The sequence below is a fragment of the Streptomyces longisporoflavus genome (assembly GCF_014649775.1).
Taxonomy (GTDB): domain Bacteria; phylum Actinomycetota; class Actinomycetes; order Streptomycetales; family Streptomycetaceae; genus Streptomyces; species Streptomyces longisporoflavus.
In genome coordinates this window covers 428090-447010 of the sequence record NZ_BMTR01000002.1, presented here as the reverse complement: position 1 = coordinate 447010, position 18921 = coordinate 428090, and the positions used below count along the sequence as shown (strand labels likewise).

At 71.9% G+C, this 18921-nt stretch carries 12 protein-coding genes; 9 read left to right on the top strand and 3 right to left on the bottom strand.

Going from position 1 to position 18921, the window contains the following annotated elements:
• Positions 1 to 72: 72 nt before the first annotated feature.
• From IE226_RS06010 to IE226_RS05990, 5 genes are read left to right on the top strand one after another with little or no spacing between them, the layout of a single operon-like run.
• The gene (locus tag IE226_RS06010) at positions 73 to 1356 is read left to right on the top strand and encodes an ABC transporter substrate-binding protein (RefSeq protein ID WP_190079945.1); all 1284 of its coding nucleotides are present in this window, start codon (positions 73 to 75) and stop codon (positions 1354 to 1356) included.
• The gene (locus IE226_RS06005) at positions 1353 to 2312 is read left to right on the top strand and encodes a carbohydrate ABC transporter permease (RefSeq protein ID WP_190079944.1); all 960 of its coding nucleotides are present in this window, start codon (positions 1353 to 1355) and stop codon (positions 2310 to 2312) included. The genes IE226_RS06010 and IE226_RS06005 overlap by 4 nt, the downstream gene beginning before the upstream one ends.
• Entirely contained in the window at positions 2309 to 3178 is an 870-nt protein-coding gene (locus IE226_RS06000; RefSeq protein ID WP_190079943.1) for a carbohydrate ABC transporter permease, read from the top strand. Before IE226_RS06005 ends, IE226_RS06000 begins: the two co-directional genes overlap by 4 nt.
• Positions 3175 to 3786, top strand: coding sequence for a hypothetical protein (locus tag IE226_RS05995; RefSeq protein WP_190079942.1), 612 nt, complete (start codon positions 3175 to 3177; stop codon positions 3784 to 3786). The genes IE226_RS06000 and IE226_RS05995 overlap by 4 nt, the downstream gene beginning before the upstream one ends.
• Entirely contained in the window at positions 3780 to 5603 is a 1824-nt protein-coding gene (locus IE226_RS05990; protein WP_229870519.1) for a hypothetical protein, read from the top strand. The genes IE226_RS05995 and IE226_RS05990 overlap by 7 nt, the downstream gene beginning before the upstream one ends.
• A gap of 13 nt (positions 5604 to 5616) precedes the next feature.
• On the opposite strand, the gene IE226_RS05985 is transcribed toward IE226_RS05990, so the two are convergent.
• From IE226_RS05985 to IE226_RS05975, 3 genes are all read right to left on the bottom strand, one after another.
• Positions 5617 to 6342, bottom strand: coding sequence for a class I SAM-dependent methyltransferase (locus tag IE226_RS05985; protein ID WP_190079941.1), 726 nt, complete (start codon positions 6340 to 6342; stop codon positions 5617 to 5619).
• Positions 6343 to 6414: 72 nt separating this feature from the next.
• Positions 6415 to 9120: a discoidin domain-containing protein gene (locus tag IE226_RS05980; protein ID WP_190079940.1), complete on the bottom strand. Its 2706-nt coding sequence runs from the start codon at positions 9118 to 9120 to the stop codon at positions 6415 to 6417.
• 163 nt (positions 9121 to 9283) lie between these two features.
• Positions 9284 to 9967 carry a GntR family transcriptional regulator gene (locus IE226_RS05975; protein ID WP_190079939.1) on the bottom strand — a complete coding sequence of 228 codons (684 nt, stop codon included), beginning with the start codon at positions 9965 to 9967 and terminating at the stop codon, positions 9284 to 9286.
• A 308-nt stretch (positions 9968 to 10275) separates the two neighbouring features.
• Between IE226_RS05975 and IE226_RS05970 the strand changes: the two genes are divergently transcribed.
• From IE226_RS05970 to IE226_RS05955, 4 genes are all read left to right on the top strand, one after another.
• Positions 10276 to 12627: a collagenase gene (locus tag IE226_RS05970; RefSeq protein ID WP_190079938.1), complete on the top strand. Its 2352-nt coding sequence runs from the start codon at positions 10276 to 10278 to the stop codon at positions 12625 to 12627.
• 195 nt (positions 12628 to 12822) lie between these two features.
• On the top strand, positions 12823 to 13716 hold the full coding sequence (bdeA, locus tag IE226_RS05965; protein ID WP_190079937.1) for a bis(hydroxyethyl) terephthalate hydrolase: 894 nt from the start codon (positions 12823 to 12825) through the stop codon (positions 13714 to 13716).
• Positions 13717 to 13917: 201 nt separating this feature from the next.
• Positions 13918 to 16524 (top strand): helix-turn-helix transcriptional regulator, encoded by a 2607-nt coding sequence (locus IE226_RS05960; RefSeq protein ID WP_190079936.1) that lies wholly within the window; start codon positions 13918 to 13920, stop codon positions 16522 to 16524.
• 75 nt (positions 16525 to 16599) lie between these two features.
• Positions 16600 to 17862: a PucR family transcriptional regulator gene (locus IE226_RS05955; RefSeq protein ID WP_190079935.1), complete on the top strand. Its 1263-nt coding sequence runs from the start codon at positions 16600 to 16602 to the stop codon at positions 17860 to 17862.
• Positions 17863 to 18921 lie beyond the last annotated feature (1059 nt).

Below are 18921 nucleotides of genomic sequence, written 5' to 3'. Positions count from 1 at the left end.
GCCCGCCTTCAGGACTTCAGGCCTTCAGACGAAGCGCCCATCAAGAAAGCGGAGAGGAGAGGTGTCATCGGCATGCCCGGAAACAGGACAAAGAGGTCCTGCGCAATGGCCGCGGTGCTCACGCTCGGCGTGCTGCTCACCGGCTGCGGCGGCTCGGACGAATCGAGCGGCGGCGGCAAGACCGTGCTGCGCTACACCTGGTGGGGCAACCCCGACCGGGCGGCCCGTACCCATGAAGCCGTCGCGCTGTTCGAGAAGGAGCACCCGGGGATCACGGTGCAGACCTCCTTCGCCGGCTACGAGGCGTACAAGCAGAAGCTCGCCACCCAGGCGGCGGGCGGCGACGCCCCCGACGTGATGCAGCTGGACTACCGGCAGATCGACCAGTACGCGTCCGGCGGCATCCTCCTCGACCTCGGAAAGCAGAAGAAGGCCCTGCGCACCGACGAGATCGACGCCGGGCTCCTGGCCACCGGCGTCGTGGACGGCACCCAGTACGCGATCCCGCAGGGCCGCGGCACCGAGACGGTGGTGTACGACGCCAAGCAGTGGAAGGCGGCCGGTGTCGCGCTCCCGCGCAACGGCTGGACCTGGGACGACTGGGCCGATGCCATGCGGGAGCTCGCCAAGAAGACCGGCAAGCCCGGCTCCGTCGACCCGGGGCAGAGCGAGGACTGCTTCGAGGTGTGGCTGCGCGGCCAGGGCAAGACCCTCTACACCCAGGACCGCGAGCTCGGATTCACCGCCGATGACCTGACTCGCTGGTGGACCTTCACCGACAAGCTGCGGCGCGAGGGCGCGGTGTCGGCCGCCGAGCAGACCACGCAGCTCGACGGGACGGTGGAGAACCAGCCGCTGGCCCGCGGCAAGGCCGTCTCCGACTTCAACTGGGACGCGCCCGCCAGCGGATTCACGCCCATCGTCGGTGAAGGCCTCACGCTCGGCCCGATGCCCTCGGGCACGAACGGCACGCCCGGCCAGTACTTCAAGCCCTCGATGTTCATGGGCGCCGCGGCCACCAGCGAACATCCGGAGGAGTCCGCCGCGTTCATCGACTTCATGATCAATGACGAGAAGGCGGCGAAGATCCTCGGCGCCTCGCGCGGCATCCCGGTCAACGAGCCGATCCGCGACGCCATCGGTCCCGGACTCAAGGACTTCGACAAGACCATCGCCGACTACCAGGACTCCGTCGACGGAAAACTCGAAGCGCCGCCGCAGGCCCCGCCCTCCGGCGACAACGCCCTGCAGACCACTTTCGGGCGTGACTACGACCAGGTGTCGTTCGAGCAGATGTCACCGCGCGAGGCCGCGGAGGACTTCATCACCGAGGCGAAAGCGGAGGTGAGGTCATGACCACCACCGACATACCCGTGCAGGCCGCCCGCGCCCAGAGTCCCGAGCCTTCGCGCAAGCCACGGGGGAAACGCGAACGCGAAGGCGCCGCCTGGGTGTTTCTCTCGCCCTGGGTGCTCGGCGCCGTTGTCCTGACGCTGCTCCCGATGGCCGTGTCGCTGTACCTGTCCTTCACCGACTACGACCTGTTCAACGCCCCGCGCTGGGTGGGCTTTCGCAACTACGTCCAGATGTTCACCGAGGACCCGCGCTACTGGCGCTCGGTCGGCGCGACCCTGACGTACGTCGTGATTGCCGTGCCGCTGCAACTGGCGCTCGCCCTGGCCGTCGCGCTGGCCCTGAAGTCCATGCGGCGCGGCAAGGCCTTCTACCGGTCCGCCTTCTACGCCCCTTCGCTGCTCGGCGCCTCGATGTCGATCGCGCTGGTGTGGCGTGCGGTGTTCAACGACGGCGGCACCGTCGACAACGTCCTGTCGGGCATGGGCGTCCACACCGGCGGCTGGGTCAACAAGCCCGGCTGGGCGCTGCTCGCCGTGGCGCTCCTGACGGTCTGGCAGTTCGGCGCCCCCATGGTGATCTTCCTGGCGGGTCTCCAGCAGATTCCCGCCGAGCTGTACGAGGCCGCGGCGGTGGACGGGGCGAGCCGCAGGCGGCAGTTCATCTCGATCACGCTGCCGATGCTGTCCCCGGTGCTCTTCTTCAACCTGGTGCTCCAGACCATCCAGGCCTTCCAGGTCTTCACCCCCGCCTTCGCCGTCAGCGGCGGCAAGGGCGGCCCCGCCGACTCGACCCTCTTCTACACGCTCTACCTCTACGACCGCGGCTTCGTCGCCTCCCACATGGGCTACGCCTCCGCCATGGCCTGGGTCCTGCTGATCGCCATCGGAGCCGTGACCGCGGTGCTCTTCCGCACCTCACGCTCCTGGGTCTTCTACGCGAACGAGGGGGAGCGATGACCACCACCACTGCCACCACCGCTGGCCGGCGGCCCCTGCCCTGGCGCCGCGTCGCCCTGCACGCCGGATGCCTGGCCGCACTCCTGGTCATGCTCTATCCGCTGGCCTGGCTCGTCGCCACCTCGCTCAAGCCCGCCGACGAGGTGATCGCGAGCCTGAACCTGCTGCCGAGCAAGCTGGAGTGGTCGAACTACTCGACCGCCCTCGACGGCGTCGACGACGTGTCGGTCGGGCGGCTGCTCTCCAACTCCCTGCTGATCGCGGGCGGCGCGGTCCTCGGCAACGTCATCAGCTGCTCCCTGGCGGCGTACGCCTTCGCGCGGCTGCGGTTCCGCTTCCGCGGGCCGCTCTTCGCGTTCATGATCGCGACGATCATGCTGCCGCACCACGCGGTCCTGATCCCGCAATACATCATCTTCAACCAGCTCGGCATGGTGAACACCTACTGGCCGCTGATCCTGCCGAAGTTCCTGGCCACGGAGGCTTTCTTCGTCTTCCTCATCGTGCAGTTCATGCGCGGCCTGCCGCGCGAGCTGGAGGAAGCCGCCAGGATCGACGGCTGCGGCCCGTTCCGCAGCTTCTTCCTGGTCGTCCTGCCGCTCACCAGGCCCGCCCTGATCACCACGGCGATCTTCACGTTCATCTGGACCTGGAACGACTTCTTCACCCAGCTGATCTATCTCTTCTCGCCGGAGAAGTTCACGCTGACCCTGGCGCTGCGCTCTTTCGTGGACGCCTCCAGCCAGTCGGCGTTCGGCCCGATGTTCGCCATGTCGGTGATCGCGCTCCTGCCGATCGTGCTGTTCTTCCTGGCCTTCCAGCGCTTTCTGGTCGAGGGCATGGCCAACTCCGGGGTCAAGGGATGAGCGCCGCCCGGGCCCGCGAGACGGGCGAGATCTTCGGACCGCGGATGACCCTCTTCGCGGATGTCCTGGCCCTCGGGGTGATCACGGCCCTCGCCTGCCTGCCACTGATCACCGCACCGGCGGCCCTCTCCACGGCCTGCGCGGTCGTACGCGGCACCAGGGACGATCAACCCGCCACCGCGAGGCGGTACATGGCGCTGCTGCGGGAACGCTTCCGTGCCGGTGACCTCGCCGCAGGAGCCGTCGCGCTCGCCGGGGCGCTGCTGTTCGCCGCGGACCTGGCGCTTGCCGGGGCGGGGCTGCCGGGCGCCCGCGTCTTCGCCGTGACGGCCGCGGTGATCGGGACGTGCGCCGTGATCGTGGGCCTGCGCGCCTGCGCCCGTCCCGAGTCGCTGACCGACTGGCGGGCCGCGGTGCGCGGTGCCGCCGGAGACGCGGCGCGGGACCCGGGCGGCAGCGCCCTGGTCCTGCTCGCTCTCGCGGCGGCCGCATTGTGCGCCTGGATGATGCTGCCGCTCGCGTTCCTCGTGCCGGGCCCCCTTGCCCTCGCACTCACCGCCATCGACGTACGGGGCGTACGCGTGCCCCACGGGGAGACAGCGTGCTAGCCCGCAGAACCTTCCTCGCCACCTCCGCGACCGCCACCGCCGCGGGCATCGGCGGCATCTCCGCCCAGCCGGCGGCAGCCGCGGAGGGCGCCGCATCCGAAAAGCCCCGGCGGGACGAGGACTTCCTCGCCTTGCTCACCGGCGCCGCCGACACGCGCGCCGCCGCCGTCCTGGACGGGTACGAGGACAACATCACCGAGCTGCGCGACCGGGGCAAGGCCCGCGCCGCCGCCCGCAGCCTGCGCACCCTCACCTCCGTCCACGTGCACGCCGCATCGGCACACCACCACGACGGCGCACTCCTCGGCCCGCTGCAAGAACTCGCGGACGCCCTCGCCGACGAGCAGTTCGACGACGGACTCTGGGACCAGGGCGCCGTCCACTCACCGCCCGACACCGCCTTCTCCGTCGTCGACCTCAACATCGCCCACGCCCTGCTCGACAAGGACGGCGAGCGGGCCACCTCCAAGCTGCGGACCACCATCGAGCGCATCCTGCGCAAAGCAGGCCCCGGCCTGGCGCACGGCGGCGTGCACACCGCCAACCACCGCTGGCTGGTGTGCTCGGCGCTCTCCCGCATCCACCGGCGCTGGCCCGACCCCGCCTACCCCCGGCGCATCGACGCCTGGCTTGCGGAGGGCATCGACCAGCTCGCGGGCGGCGAGTACAGCGAACGCAGCCCCACCTACTCGGCGGTGGTCACCAACCCGGCCCTGCTGACCATCGCCCGCTTCCACGACCGGCGCGACCTGTACGCGCACGTACGCGACAACCTCACCGCCTCGCTGTACGTCACCGAGCCCAACGGCGAGGTGGAGTCCGTCCACTCGCGGCGCCAGGACCAGGCGGCGCTGCGCTACCTGCCCGAGTTCTGGCTCCAGTACCGGGAGCTGGCGATCCGCGACGGCGACGGCACGTTCGCGGCGATGGCCGCGCTGATCCAGGAGCGCGGCTTGGCGCAGACCTTCGGCGAGACCCCGCCGGGCGACCGGCTCGCCGAGGTCCTCGACCGCCCCGAACTCGCCCGTGAGCTCCCCGCGGTCAAGGAGCTGCCGACCGACTTCGAGCACCACGACGACAGCTGCCGTCTGGTGCGCGTGCGCCGCGGTGAGCGGACGGCGAGTATCTTCGGCGGCACGGACCTGCCCGAGCTGCACGCCATCTCATCGGGCCTGTCCACCAACCCCACGTTCTTCAAGATGCGCAAGGGCGCCGCGATCCTCGACTCCCTGCGTCTGGCCCCGCAGTTCTTCTCGCTCGGGCCCTTCCGGTCCGAGGGCCTCGAGCGGCAGGGCGATGCGTGGCGGCTGCACGCGGAGGTCCGCGCGGCGTTCCATCAACCGCTGCCGCGCCGCCACCGGCGCAAGGACGGCCGCTACCCGCTCACCGACGACGGTCGCTTCTGGTCGGCGATGGACTTCCCGCACCGCCCCAAGGAGTACCGGGCACTGCGCACTGAGATCCTGGTGCGCGAGACGGACGACGGCGGCTGGGAGCTGTCCTTCGATGTGTCCGAGTCCGCGGTGCCGCTGGCCGTCGAGCTGTGCTTCCGACGCGGCGGGAAGCTTGCGGGAGACGGTCTGGAGCCGGTCGACGGCGCCGAAGACACCTACCAACTCGTCAGCGGCGAGGCGAGTTACACGATGGGCCAGGACAGGATCACCTTCGGTCCCGGTAACGGAAAGGGCGGCAAACAGCCTCCCGTGGTCGAGTCGGGGGAGCGCTACACCTGGATGAACGGCTCCCTCACTCCGGACGGCATCCGCGTACTGATCACCGGCCGCTCCCCGCTGACGTACCGGATGACCCTGCGCTGACGCGCCCGCGCGGCTATGGGCGATGCGCGAGGAAGACGAACTCCATGCCGGGGCGGTCCGGGGCGTCGCGGATCTCGTCCAGCACGTAGCCGTGCGCGGTGAGCGAGGCGGTCACCTCGTCGCGTTCGCGGAAGCGCAGGGTCGAGTCGGAGGTGAGGGTCTCGCCTGTCGCGGTCAGGATGACGGTGCGGCGGAAGGACACCAGCGGCAGGTCGACGCCGGTGACGTCCAGCCAGGTCTCGACGTCTCCGACGCCCTCGACGGCGACCGTGCGGTGGGTCGCGGCGCGGTTCCACCCTCCCCACGCCCGCCGGGCCGGGTCGCGGGTCTCGAAGACGAGATGGCCGCCGGGACGCAGAGCGGCGTGGATACCGCGCAGGCTGTCCTCCCACACCTGCGGGTCGGCGATCGCCTGGGCGACGTTGGCGGTCATGGTGGTCAGGTCGACCCGCATCGCGGGCAGCGCCGTCGCATCGCCGTGGAGCCACCGAACGCGCTCGCTGCCGGGCTTGGCGCGCGCGATGTCCAGGGAGGCCGCGGCCGGGTCGACGCCGGTCACCTCCAGCCCGCGCCCGGCCAGGAGCAGGGCGAACGTGCCCGTGCCGCAGCCCACGTCGAGTACGTGCCGTGCCTTCAGTTCCGCGGCCACGTCGGCGTACACGTCCAGGTCGCCGCGGTCCGGGTCCAGCGGGTCGTAGAGCGCCGCCAGCTTCGGGTTCTCGTATGCCTCGTCCGCCACGCCCGGCAGGCTAACAACGAGAGCGGCGGTGGGGGCACTGATTTTCCGTGCCGCCACCGCCGCTTACGCGCTTTACCTGACGGCGGTCAACTCCTCGATCCCGGCGGGCTTCTTGGCGTCCTTGGAGATGAACTTCACCCGGATGTAGCGGGCGGTGTCACCGTCCGGTGAGGCGGTGTTCCAGTGCTGCCCGTCGAGCGATGTCTGCACCGAGTGCTTCTCCGGCTTCACGTCCGTCCAGTGCGGCGTGATCCCGGAGATCCGGGACACCTTGCCGAGGTCCGCGGTGAGGGTGGCGCGGGCGGAGTCGGGGACCCAGGCGGTGGCGGTGTTGCCGTCGAGAGCGGCGTCGGCGTACTGACCGGGCTGCTCCGAACTAGCCTTCCCCGGGCGGCACCTGGCGAGGTTGTCGGTCGGCTCCAGGTCCGGGCGGCGCGTCTTGATGTGCGCGGGAGCCTCCCGGCTGACGATCTGCTTGCCCTGCGGGGTCTCGATCTCGAAGGGCTCGCCGCGGGTGAGGCGCACGGTGGTCTCGTGGGCGCCGACGGCGATGTCGTACGTACGGCCCTGCCAGTGCTGCCCGTTGAGCCTGACGCCCTCGGCCAGCTGCGGCGGCAGCATCGGGTCGAGGTGCACGCTGTCCTCACGCATCCGCTGTCCGGTCAGGCCGTTGGTGAAGACCTGGAGGAAACCGCCCTGGCCGGTCGTGAAGTTCTGTGCGGGGGAGCCCGACAGGGGGTCGGTGGCCCCCGCCTTGTCGCCGCGCGCCTCGGAGAAGAGGTTGAACGGGCCGCGGACGAAGGGGCGGATGGAACGCTCCAGGTAGGTGTACGCGGAGCAGCCGGGCTCACCGATGGCCGCGGCGTCGATGGCATGCACCGAGTCGGTCATGGCGGGGCCGTCGGGGTCGGTGCGGGCCGCGTAGTAGTCGAGGGTGTTGGCGGCGGCCTGCTTCGACATCGGCCACTCCAGCGGGTACATCAGAAGGACGGTGTCCGCCTGCTTGATGACCGAGCCCTTGTAGCCGTCGTACTGCCGAAAGACCTTCTTCTTCTCGTCGTAGGGGATGCGCAGCTTGTCGGCGACGGTGTTCCAGCTCTTGGGGGCGTCCTTGCCGAGGATCCGCGCGACGCGGCCCGCGGTGCGCAGGGTGGTGGCGGCGCCGGCGTTGGTGAAGACGCCGTCATCGACGCCGTTGCTGTACTCGTCGGGTCCGGCGACGTCCTTGACGGAGTAGCTGGCGTCGCTGTTGCGGGTGGCGCGGTCGGCCCAGAACTCGGCGATTCCCTTGATCACGGGCCAGCCGCGGGCGCGCAGCCAGTGGGTGTCCTTGGTGGCGAGGTAGTACTGCCAGGCGGCCAGGGCGACGTCGCTCTGGAGGTGGTTCTGGGTGCGGCAGTGCGGCGGGTCGACGCTGTGGCACTCGGACTTGAGGTCGCCCTTGCCCGCGCTGGTCCAGGGGTAGAAGAGGCCGCGGTGGCCGAGTTGCTTCGCGTTGGCGCGGGCGGCGTGCCGGGTGCGGTAGCGGTAGTCCACCACGGACTTGGCGAGGCCCGGGTGGGCGGCGAGCAGTGCCGGGTACATCCAGGTCTCCGCGTCCCAGAAGACGAGGCCGGCGTAGTTGTCGCTGCTCAGACCGGTGGGGGAGATGCTGTTGGAGGAGCCGGCGCGAGTGCTGGAGAGCAGCCCGTACTGGGCGGAGCGTACCCACGACTGCAGGTCGCGCCGTTTGCCCTGTCCCGCCACCTCGATGTCACTGCGCCACAGCTTGCGCCAGGCGGCGGCGTGCCCGCTGAACAGCGAGTCCCAGCCGCGTCCGGCGGCCCGCCGCGAGGCCGCGACGGCGTCGCGTTCGGGGGAGCGGGAGGTCAGGGCGGTGTCGACGCCGACGTACTTGGTGAGTTCGTAGGTCTGTCCTGCCCGGACGGGAACGCCGACGGAGCGGTGGGCGCTCAACTTGCGGGCAGGGGCGGAGGCTTGTTCATTTCCTGTACGCACTCCGTGCCCCGGGCGGAGGGTCGAGGCGACGGTCCCCTCGGTCTTCGTACCCTGCGTGCGAAAGCCCACGGTCATGGTCCGGCCGCGGGAGCGGGTGCCTTCGGCGGTGGGGGTGACGCGCCGGGCGCCGCGGCCGTCGATGCGATCGGTGACCTTCGCGTCGCCGTTCCAGTGCGGGGTCATGCGCAGTCGTACGGCGCCGACGTGCGGGTTGGCGCGGTCCGCGAGGACGTCGTAGACGAGGTCGGTGGCCCGGCCGTCCTTCGCCGTCCAGGTGAGTTCGGTGCGCACCAGGCCGCGGCGCAGGTCGAGGCTTTGCCGGTAGTGCGAGATCCGGGAGGCCGGCGTCGCGGAGGTGAACGTCTCCGATTGCCGTCCGCCGGTGGACACCGTGAGCGGCGACCAGGTGGGGATGGCCGCGGCGACCTGGCGGTTCTCGGTGGTCCTCTTGTTGTGGGCGTAGAGCCCGGAGACGAAGGAACCGTCGTAGCGGGGGGTGAACAGCGGCCATCCGGTCTTGGCGTCGGAGGCGGTGTAGCCGGCGCCGTTGGGGGCGACGCGCTGGCCGAGATAGCCGTTGCCGACGAAGGCGTGGTACGTGTCCTTCGCGTCGAGGCGGGTGGATGTCAGCGTCCAGCCGTCGCCGGAGGGCGCGGGTGTCGTCGGCTCTTCGGTTCTCGGTGTCGCGGTGCCGGCCGCCGCGGTGGGGGGAACGGCCGCCGCAAGCACACTCGCGAGGAGGGGTGCGATGAACCGGGCCGTGCGGGGGAGGGACCTCATTGTGCTCCGTTGCGGGGGTCGCCGGGGAAGGTCAGGCGACCATAAAGATGTGAACGGTCCGCGTCAATGAACCGCGCAATGCGTTGAAGAATCAAACGAACCCGCGAGTAGGCCCTACTGGGTCATGCCGGCCCCTACCGGGTCATGTCGGCCCCCTGCCGGGTCATGCCGGTCCCTGCTCCTTGTCGCCGCGCGCCCAGAGTGAGCGGACATGCCCGAGATGACGGTTCATGCACTGTTCCGCCCCTTCGGCGTCGCCCGCCACCATCAGGTCGAGCAACTCGATGTGCTCCTGCGCCGACGGGACCAGCCGGCCGCGCTCGTCCAGTGCCGTCAGTCCGTACAGGCGCGAGCGCTTGCGCAGGTCGCCGACGGTCTCGACGAGGCGGTCGTTGCCGCCGAGCGCGAGCAGGGAGAGGTGGAACTGCCGGTCGGCCTCGAGATAGCCGATGAGATCGTGGTCGCGAGCCGCACGCACGATCTCCTCGGCCACGGGGCGCAGGCGTTCGAGCTCGGCGCGTGAGGCGGACCGGGTGATGCGGCCGACCATGGGGACCTCGATGAGAGTGCGGATCTCGGTGTACTGGTCGAGATCGCGTTCGTCGACCTCGGTGACCCGGAAGCCCTTGTTGCGGACCGGCTCCACCAGGCCCTCGCGGGCCAGATCGAGCATCGCCTCGCGCACCGGCGTCGCGGAGATCCCGAAGTCCTCGGCGAGCACGGGCGCCGAGTAGACCTCGCCGGGCCGGAGTTCGCCGGATATCAGCGCGGCGCGCAGATGATGGGCGACCTGGTCGCGCAGCCGCTCCCGGGGGGTGATGAGGGTGCGCTGTGGGAGGTGACCCATGGTGGTGATCCCTTCGTGGCCCGCAGGCCGTGGCCCGCGCGCCCGCCCCGAGTGGTTCACCAGCGTACAAGGTCACCTGCTTGCCGCCCCCGGATGCGGCGAGTGCCCGATATGCATGAGCAGGGCGAACGAGTGTAAACCGTAAGGGAGTTGTGAGGTATCCGGCGTCTGAGGGGTTGTCAGTACCATTTCACATTACTACGTTACGCATCACATGGCGCGGGGCTCAGGTCTCGCAAGTGCCTTCGCATGCACAGCAGTTGGCGTCTAAAGCCCTCCGCGCACCTCCCACCCGACAGGAGCCTGTCGTGCCCCAGCCCCGAACCCTGCGCAGATCCGTGGTCGCCGCGGCGATATCCGTGACCCTGTGCGCCACGGCTGCACCGGCCGCTGCCGCGGACGCCCCCGATCCCGACCGGCGTCCGGCCGCCGCCTTACCCGCCTCGCCCGCCGCACCGGGACCCGAAGCGCCGAACCCGTCAGACCGGGCAGATCGCCGCACCAGCGCCCCCGAGCCCGCCGCCCGGCAGCTCCCCGCCCCCGGCGGACTCACCGGCGGCCGTGTCCCCGGCGCCCGTACGGACGAGAAGAAGGCGACGTCAGGTGTGCCCCGCGCGAGCGTCGGCAAGATCTCGGTGCCGTGCACGCTCGACGGCGTCACCGGCCTGTCTCCCGCGCAGTTCACCGCGTTCCTCGCCGACCCCGCCGTCACCGCCGACGGCTGCCTGCGCGGCCTCGTCTGGAAGTGGGACAAGCGCCTCGCGCCGGTGATGTCGGCCGCACATATCCAGGCCGTATCCCGGCGCGCCACCGAACTCGCCGCCTCCCACGACGGCACCAACAAGAGCCACCTTCTGGAGCTGTTCACCTACCTCCACGCCGTCTCCTACCAGGGCTTCTCGCACGACGAGGTCGACATCTCCGATCCGGCGACCCTGGCCGCCATGCGCGCGGCCGTGGACGCGTTCGGCAAGGCCGCCCATGCCTTCGACGTCACCCGCTCCAACGCCGAGACACTCCGCGAGGCACTGACGGCGGCCAGCGCGGCGGGATTGCGTCAGCATCAACTCCCGCTCGTCAAACGGGTCCTGGCGACCATGGACGCCGGCCACCCCGACACCGCACGGGACGCGAGCTGGGCGGGCGCCGCCCTCGCCGCGCTCTCCCTGAACTACCTCGGCGTCTACCCCGGCAACCAGGACAGCGCCTTCCGCGCCGCGGTGGCGGCCGACGCCTCCTACCGCGCCGCCTTCAAGGCGTTCGGCGGATACGGCCATCTCAAGGCAGGGCCCAACGCCTGGGTGGCGCGCGACGCGGTGAGCGAGTACGGGCGCTTCGGCCAGATCGACACCCTGCGCGGCGAGATCGTCGCCGGGCTCGGCCCGCTCCTGGACACCACCGCCCGCACCTTCGGTGACGGCAGCGCCCCGTGGGCCAAGGCCGTCACCTGGCTGATCGAGTTCGACGCCTGCAAGCCGTACCAGGTGTGCAGGGGCGACATCGAGCGCCGCCTCTTCCCGCGGACCTACGCGTACGACGGGGGCGGCATGAAGGTCCGCACGGCCCTGGACCGCGGCACCGTCGACCAGCTCTACTACGCGAGCAAACAGGTCAAGGCCCAGTTCCACCGGGTCGTCGGCACCGAGGAGCCGCTCGCCCAGGACCCCAACACCACCCTGACCACCGTCCTGTACGCCTCGCGGGCCGACTACGAGAACTTCCATCCGCTGCTCACCGGCATGGGCACCGAGAACGGCGGCGTCTACATCGAGAAGGGCGCGACCTTCTACACCTACCAGCGGCGCGTCCCCCGGGACTCCTCGCTGACGCTGGAGGAGCTGTTCCGCCACGAGTACACGCACTACCTCAACGGCCGCTGGGCGGTGCCCGGCTTCTTCGGCGAGGGCCGCTGGTACGAGGGGGATCGCACGACCGCCATGGACGAGGGCACCGCGGAGTTCTTCGACGGTGCCACGCGCGACGACGGCATCAAGGTCCGCAAATCCCTCGTCCAGGGCATCATCGACGACACCGCGGGCGGCGGGCCGCGCATGAGCGTGCACCAGATCCTGCACGCCACGTACGAGGGGGACGGCTTCCGCTTCTACGACTACGCGGGCACGTTCTTCGAGTTCCTGTGGAGCGAACGCCCGGCGCTCATCAAGGAGATGTACCGCTACCTGCGCTCCGACGATCCGGGCGCGTTCGACGCCTGGCGCGACCGCCTCGGCCGGGACGCCGGGCTGCAAAGGGCGTACGACGCCTTCCTCGACCAGCAGATCGCGCACGTCGACGACCTGTTCGTGCCCGAGACCCGGTACGTGCCCGTCGACCGGCTGCGCGACAGCACCGCCGGTCAGGTCCGCTCCTCGTTCGTCGCCACGACCGGCATCACGCCCGAGTGCCGTTCGACGAGCGCTCCGGCGCGCCCGCGGTTCGTCTGCCAAGGGCGGATCACCGCGAACCTCGGCGACGCGGCCAGCCCCGACCGCGTCTTCAAGGACATGTCCGAGACCGTCGACGCCTACATCCTCGATCGCGCGGCAGGCGGCGACAACAATCTCACCGACATGAACTGCACCTTCGACGAGGTGGACATCTGGACCGGCGGACGGGCCGGAACATCCGACTTCAGGTGCGAGGGACCGCTGCGCGGCTGACGTCCCCGTGCGCGCGGAGTCGCCGGGAGGCAGACGTCCCCGCGCGGCCCGCGTCCTTGCGACACCGGTGATTTCGCCGATGTCGACACCCCGTCAACGGCGCCACGGTGGGGACCGCCAACCAACACGGCGGTCTCCACCGGGGCGTATCTCCCTCCTCCCGCGTGGCTCCGCCACGATCGAGAGGACCCCGCCGTGCGCCTGCACGTCTTCTCCCGCCCTGTGGTGCGGACAGCTCTGGCTGCCGCCGTCGCCACCGCCGGTCTGCTCGGCACCGGCCTCGCGCCCGGCGCCCAGGCCGCCGCCGACAATCCCTATGAGCGGGGGCCCGCACCCAGCAACTCCAGCATCGAGGCCTCGCGCGGTTCCTACGCCGTCTCGCAGACCAGCGTCTCGTCGCTGAGTGTGTCGGGCTTCGGCGGCGGCACCGTCTACTATCCGACGTCCACCGCCGACGGCACCTTCGGCGCGGTCGTCATATCGCCCGGCTTCACCGCCTACCAGTCGAGCATCGCCTGGCTCGGACCGCGCCTTGCGTCGCAGGGCTTCGTGGTGTTCACCATCGACACCAACACCACGCTCGACCAGCCCGACAGCCGGGGGCGTCAACTCCTGTCCGCACTGGACTACTTGACGCAGAGCAGCTCGGTGCGCAACCGCATCGACTCCTCCCGGCTGGGCGTGATGGGGCACTCGATGGGCGGCGGCGGCACCCTGGAGGCGGCCAAGAGCCGTACGTCCCTGAAGGCGGCGATCCCGCTGACGGGCTGGAACACCGACAAGACCTGGCCCGAGCTGAAGACGCCGACCCTGGTCGTCGGCGCGGACGGTGACACCGTCGCCTCCGTCTCCAGCCACTCGGAGCCGTTCTACGAGTCGCTGCCCAGCTCCCTGAACAAGGCATACCTGGAGCTCAATGGCGCCACCCACTTCACGCCGAACTCGTCCAACACGACGATCGCGAAGTACAGCATTTCCTGGCTGAAGCGATTCATCGACAACGACACACGCTACGAGCAGTTCCTCTGCCCGCTGCCGCGACCGAGCCTCACGATCGAGGAGTACCGGGGCAACTGCCCGCACACCTGAGGGTCCTGATGCTCTGTCACAGGGGGGTGTCCGTCCGTCGTCGGGAAACCGACGGCGGACGGACGCGCGTTCCTGGCGAACCATGACATACCGGCTCCCGACTGTGCTCGTGCACACCGGGACGCGGCGGCCGTTGGGGCCGTGCCCAGCCCTGCGGACGCGGGGCTTCCGGGCTGTGTTACGCGGAAGTAACGTGCGGGCGTGACCCTTTCGACGACCGTACCCGGCGCGCTCCGGCCTCCCGAGCTCCACGGCCGCCGCGAGGAGACCGCCGCAGTGGAATCCCTGGCAGCAGGCTTGCGCGCCGGTCGCGGCGGCGTGCTCGTCCTCACCGCGCAACCGGGCCTCGGCCGCACCGCGCTGGTGGAGTACGCGCGGGCGGTCTGCGCCCCGATAGCCTCGGTCAAGGCGGCCGCTCCGCCGGCGCTGCCGCAGGACGGCCCGCTGCTCGTCTGCGTCGACGACGCGCACACCTGGCGTCCCGCGGACAGGGCGGCCCTCCTGGCGGACCTGCGCCGCCTGCCCGCCGAGCGACCCGTGGCCGTCCTGCTCACCCTCGCCGAACACGGTGCCGCGACGGACATGTCCGGCGGTCTGGCCACCCTGCGCCTGCGCCCCCTGGACGACGGCGCGGCCGCCGCCCTGCTTGACGGGCTCACCCGCGGCGCCACCGACCCGGTCGTCGCCGCCTGGCTGATCCGCGAAGCCGCGGGCAACCCGCGCCTGCTCTGCGCGCTCGTATCGGCCCTCACCCCCGACCAGCTGGCCGGGCGCACCCCGCTGCCCGATCCACTGCCCGGCGGCGAAGACCTCCTGGACGCCTACGCCGCCCGCATCGACGAACTGCCCGCCGCCGCCCGCGCCCTGCTGCTGCTCGCCGCCGCGGCCTGCGAGCACGAGCCCGACGGCGCGGGCGCGGACCTGGCCCTGCTGCTGCGGGCCGGCGGCGACCCCTCGGGACTCGCGCCCGCCGAAGCGGCCGGAGCGGTGGTCGGAGCGGGCGGACGCCTCCACTTCACCCACCCGCTCCTGCGCCGCGCCGTGCTGCGCCGTGCCCCGCTCGCGCGCCGCAGAGCCACCCACGCGCGCCTGGCCGAGGCCTGCCGAGACCGCCTCTCCGCCCTGGTCCAACTCGCCTGCGCGGCAGGAGATCACGACGCGCGCCTCGCCGCGTCCCTCGCCGCGGTCGCGAGAGCACCCCGCCCCTACGCCGAGCGGTCCGCCGCCCTGGCACGCGCCGCGGCCCTCACCGCCGACCCTGCCCTGCGTACCGACCGTCTCGCCGACGCGGCGGAGGCATCCCGGCTCGCGGGAGACCCCGTACGGGCCCGCGCTCTGCTCGCCCGCACCGCCGCCGTCCCCGCCCACGGGGGCGTGCACCGGGTGCGCGGCATGCTGTCCCTCGCCGACGGCCCGGCCGCAGACGCCAGGGAGGACCTGCTCACCGCCGCCGTCCTGCTCCCGCCGGAACCGGCCCGGCACGCTTTGATCGGCGCGGCGGAGGCGGCCTGGGCGATGGGCGACGCCGAGGCCTACCGGGAGGCGATGGCGCGCCTGCCCGCCTGCGCCGACGATCCGTCCCTGGAGGCCTACCGCGCCGGGATGTGCGCGGTCCTCGCGGGCCGCACCGCCGAGGGGCACGCCCTGCTGCGCCGCTGCCTGGACGACGTGGCCACGGAGAGCGACCCGGCGGGACTGCTGCGGGCCGGAGCCGCCGCCCTGGTCGTCGGCGAGGTGGAGACCGCCTGCGCGGCGGGCGCCCGCGCTCTCGCCGCCGTACGCGCCTACGGCCCCGAGGCCCTGTTGCCGCGCGCCCTGGAACACCTCGCGTACGGAGAGCTGCGGGCGGGCCGCCACAACCGGGCCAGGGCGCACGCCATCGAGGGGCTCGGGGCCGCGCACCGCACCGGGCAGCCCAACGTCGCGGTCTGTCTGCACGCGGTACTCGCGCTCGCCGCGTCCGTCGAGGGTGACGCGGAGGCGTGTTCGGCGCACGCGGCAGCCGCGGCGGACGGTGCGGGGCCGCACGGGCTCACCCAGGCCGCCACGCTCGCGGTCTGGGCCGTCGCACGGGCGGATCTCGCCGCGGGGCGCCCGGGGGACGCGGCCGCCCGGCTCGCGCCGCTGGTCGCTCCGGGGCCGAGGCGCGGCCACTTCGCCGTGCGGATGCTGGCCGTCCCCTGCTTCGTCGAGGCGGCCGTGCAGGCCGGTCGTACGGCGGAGGCACAGAACGCCACGGCGGAATTCACCCGCTGGGCCGGCGCCACCGCGGACCGGCTCGCACCGGCCCAACTGGCGCGCTGCCGCGCCCTGCTCGCACCGCCGCACCAGACGGACGCCGCCTACGAGAACGCACTCGCGCACCACGACCGCTCGCCCGGCGAGTTCGAACGCGCCCGTACGCAACTCCTGTACGGCCAGTGGCTGCGCCGCAGGCGCCGTACCCGCGAGGCCCGCGGACCCCTGCGGGACGCGCTGGTCGGCTTCGAGCGGTGCGGCGCGCGTGCCTGGGCGGACCGCAGCCGCGGCGAACTGCGTGCCGCGGGCGAGGCGGTGGCGGGGGAGCCGGGGCCGGGTCCGCTCGCGGCGCTGACCCCGCAGCAGCAGCGCATCGCCCGTCATGTGGCCGAGGGCGCCACCAACCGCGAGGTGGCCGTCCACTTGTCGGTGAGTCCCCGCACCGTCGACCACCACCTGCGCAATGTGTTCGCCGCGCTGGGCGTGCGCTCCCGTGTCGAGCTGTCGCGGCTGCTCGCCGGGGAAGGTGAGTTGCCGGACCGTGATGTGGAGATTGCCGCACAGCTCTAGGTACCGACTGGGCGGTATGCCATTCTTCGGGCGTCAGGAAGATCCTGCTGTGCGCACATGCCCCGGGGAGGCCCCATGCCACACGTCCTGCGGTCACGGGTCGGAACCCTGCACGAAGTGCCCGTCATCACCCCCATCGGACCGGGCTCACGCTCCCTCCTCGACGCCGAGGCCGTCGCCGTCCTGCACCGCGCGGCCCGCGCCCTGCTCAGGGACCTGGCCGCGATGACCGACCGGCTCGTCGCGGCGCTTCGCGAACAGGAGCCCGCCTACCGGGCGGACATCGAGAACCGCCCCACCGAGGTATGGCAGGAGGTCCACCGCTCCCTGCGTTACAGCGTCACCTCGCTCCTCCAGCCCGGCGAGACCAGGGAGGCCGCCCACCGCACGTCCGTGCAGATCGCCGGGGTACGAGCCGAACGGGGCCTGCCGCTCGACGCGTTGCTGCACGCCTTCAGGCTCGGCGGGGCGATGGTGTGGCAGGGCCTGGTCGAGGAGGTCTCGCGCGGCAACCCCGACGACATGCGGCTGCTCATCCATGTCGCGACGGACGTATGGAACTTCGTCGACGAGCACTGCGGCGTAGTCGCCGACGCCTACCGCCGCACTGAGCGCCGCATGGCCTGGCAGCACGAGAACCGGCTGCGACTGCTCACCGCGAGCCTCCTCGACGGCAGCGCCCGCCTGACCGACCTGCCCACCGCCGCCGACGTCCTCGGGCTGCCCGAGGACGGCTGGTACGCCGTGATCGCCCTCGCCGGCGACGACAGCCGCCTCACCCTGCCCGCGGGCACCCGGACGCTGCGCCACACCGCCCCCGGAGTCCAGTACGCCCTGGTGCTGCTCGGCGACGCCGAGGGCGACCCGGCGGCCGAACTGGCCGCGCTCGGCGCCGCTCTCGCCCTGCCGCCCGGCGCCCGGGCCGGCATCGGCTCACCCGTGGAGTCCCTGGCCGCCGTCCCCCATGCCCGCCGCCTCGCCGACACCGCACTGCGCGCCTGCCCTCCCGGCGGCGGCACCGTCCTACTGGACGAACGCCTGCCCGACGCCCTCGTCGTCTCGTCCCCCGAACTGGCGCAGGCGCTGGCCGAGCGTGTCCTCGGCCCGCTGGGCTCCCTCGACCCCGCAGACCGGGACCTTCTCCTGGACACGCTCGTGGTCTGGCTGGATGCCGACGGCTCCGCGCAGCGTGCGGGGACCCGCCTCTACTGCCACCGCAACACCGTCCTCAACCGGCTGCGCCGTGTCGAGCAACTGACCGGCCGCAGCCTCACCCGGGTCGGCGACCTGGTGGAAATCTCGCTGGCTCTCGGAGCCCGGCGGCTGCTGGGAGGGTGAGCGGCGGCCGGGCACAGACTCCCGGACGTCCGGCAGCAGGGCGGCCCGGATGCCGCCCGCCGTCACCAGGCGCAGCCGCGCGGCGGCCGGCGGCACCCCCGAGGCGTGCTCGAGCGTATCGAGGGCGTGCAGGGCCTCGACGTATCCCTGCGCGTAGGCCCGGTTCGCCGCCAGGATCTGGTGACCGGCCGGGATGTCCCGGAACAGCGTCGGCGACGTTTCGGCGACGCGGCGCACGATCTCCCGCGCCGCCCGGATGCCAAGGCGTGCGCGTACGTCGGCCACGACGACCGGCAGCAGCCGCTTCACCCGGAACCACAGGGCGATCTCGGCAAGGCCGGGACGTTCCTCGGCCAGCTGCTGCTCGGCGATCATCGCCCAGCCCTCCAGGGCGCTGATGTCCCCGAGGACCGCCGCCGCGCCGCCGAACCGCGACCGGGCGTGATGGGCGTGCAGGGCATGGCCGGGAAACGCCTCGTGGGCCAGGAGCAACAGCAGGGCGAGGCGGTCGCGGGGCGCGGCCCCGCGTGCCGTGGGCACCTGCGGCCCGAGGTACACCACCCCGCCGCGCTCACCGGGCCGGAACAGGGCCACCGGCACGAGATCGGCCATGGGGCCGCGGGCCAGCCGCACTTCGGGCGGCTCGAACCCGGCCGGGGGTCCGCAAGCCCCACCGGTCTGCAACAGGTGCAGAAGCGCGGAGGGCTTCTGCCCGGCCAGGTCGTGCGCCAGGGCGGCTGCCTCACCGGCGTAGCGGCGGCGGGCGGTGGAGTGCTCGGCGGCGGTTTCGAGGAGCAGTTCGCGCATCAGGAGGTGTGTGTCGCCGGATGGCGCGGCGCAGCCCTCGGGGAAGTCGATCGGCGGCGTCCGGAGCGCGTGCGGCGCCGCCGCTCTCAGCGCCCGGACATGCCGACGGCACTCCTGCGCGTACTCGGGCCGCTCGGCCGCCAGGGCGCGGGTCTGCGCACAGGCTTCGGCAAGACGCGCATCGCCCGGCCCGAGCTGTCGCAGCCATCGGTCCTGACCGTGGATCCAGTCGCCCAACTGCCGGGCCACGGC

What these genes read in the sequence shown, in the direction of transcription:
- IE226_RS06010 (WP_190079945.1), top strand. Translation starts at nt 73, where the DNA reads ATGCCCGGAAACAGGACAAAGAGGTCCTGCGCAATGGCCGCGGTGCTC.
- IE226_RS06000 (WP_190079943.1), top strand. Translation starts at nt 2,309, where the DNA reads ATGACCACCACCACTGCCACCACCGCTGGCCGGCGGCCCCTGCCCTGG.
- IE226_RS06005 (WP_190079944.1), top strand. Translation starts at nt 1,353, where the DNA reads ATGACCACCACCGACATACCCGTGCAGGCCGCCCGCGCCCAGAGTCCC.
- IE226_RS05955 (WP_190079935.1), top strand. Translation starts at nt 16,600, where the DNA reads ATGCCACACGTCCTGCGGTCACGGGTCGGAACCCTGCACGAAGTGCCC.
- IE226_RS05995 (WP_190079942.1), top strand. Translation starts at nt 3,175, where the DNA reads ATGAGCGCCGCCCGGGCCCGCGAGACGGGCGAGATCTTCGGACCGCGG.
- IE226_RS05980 (WP_190079940.1), bottom strand. Translation starts at nt 9,120, where the DNA reads ATGAGGTCCCTCCCCCGCACGGCCCGGTTCATCGCACCCCTCCTCGCG.
- IE226_RS05975 (WP_190079939.1), bottom strand. Translation starts at nt 9,967, where the DNA reads ATGGGTCACCTCCCACAGCGCACCCTCATCACCCCCCGGGAGCGGCTG.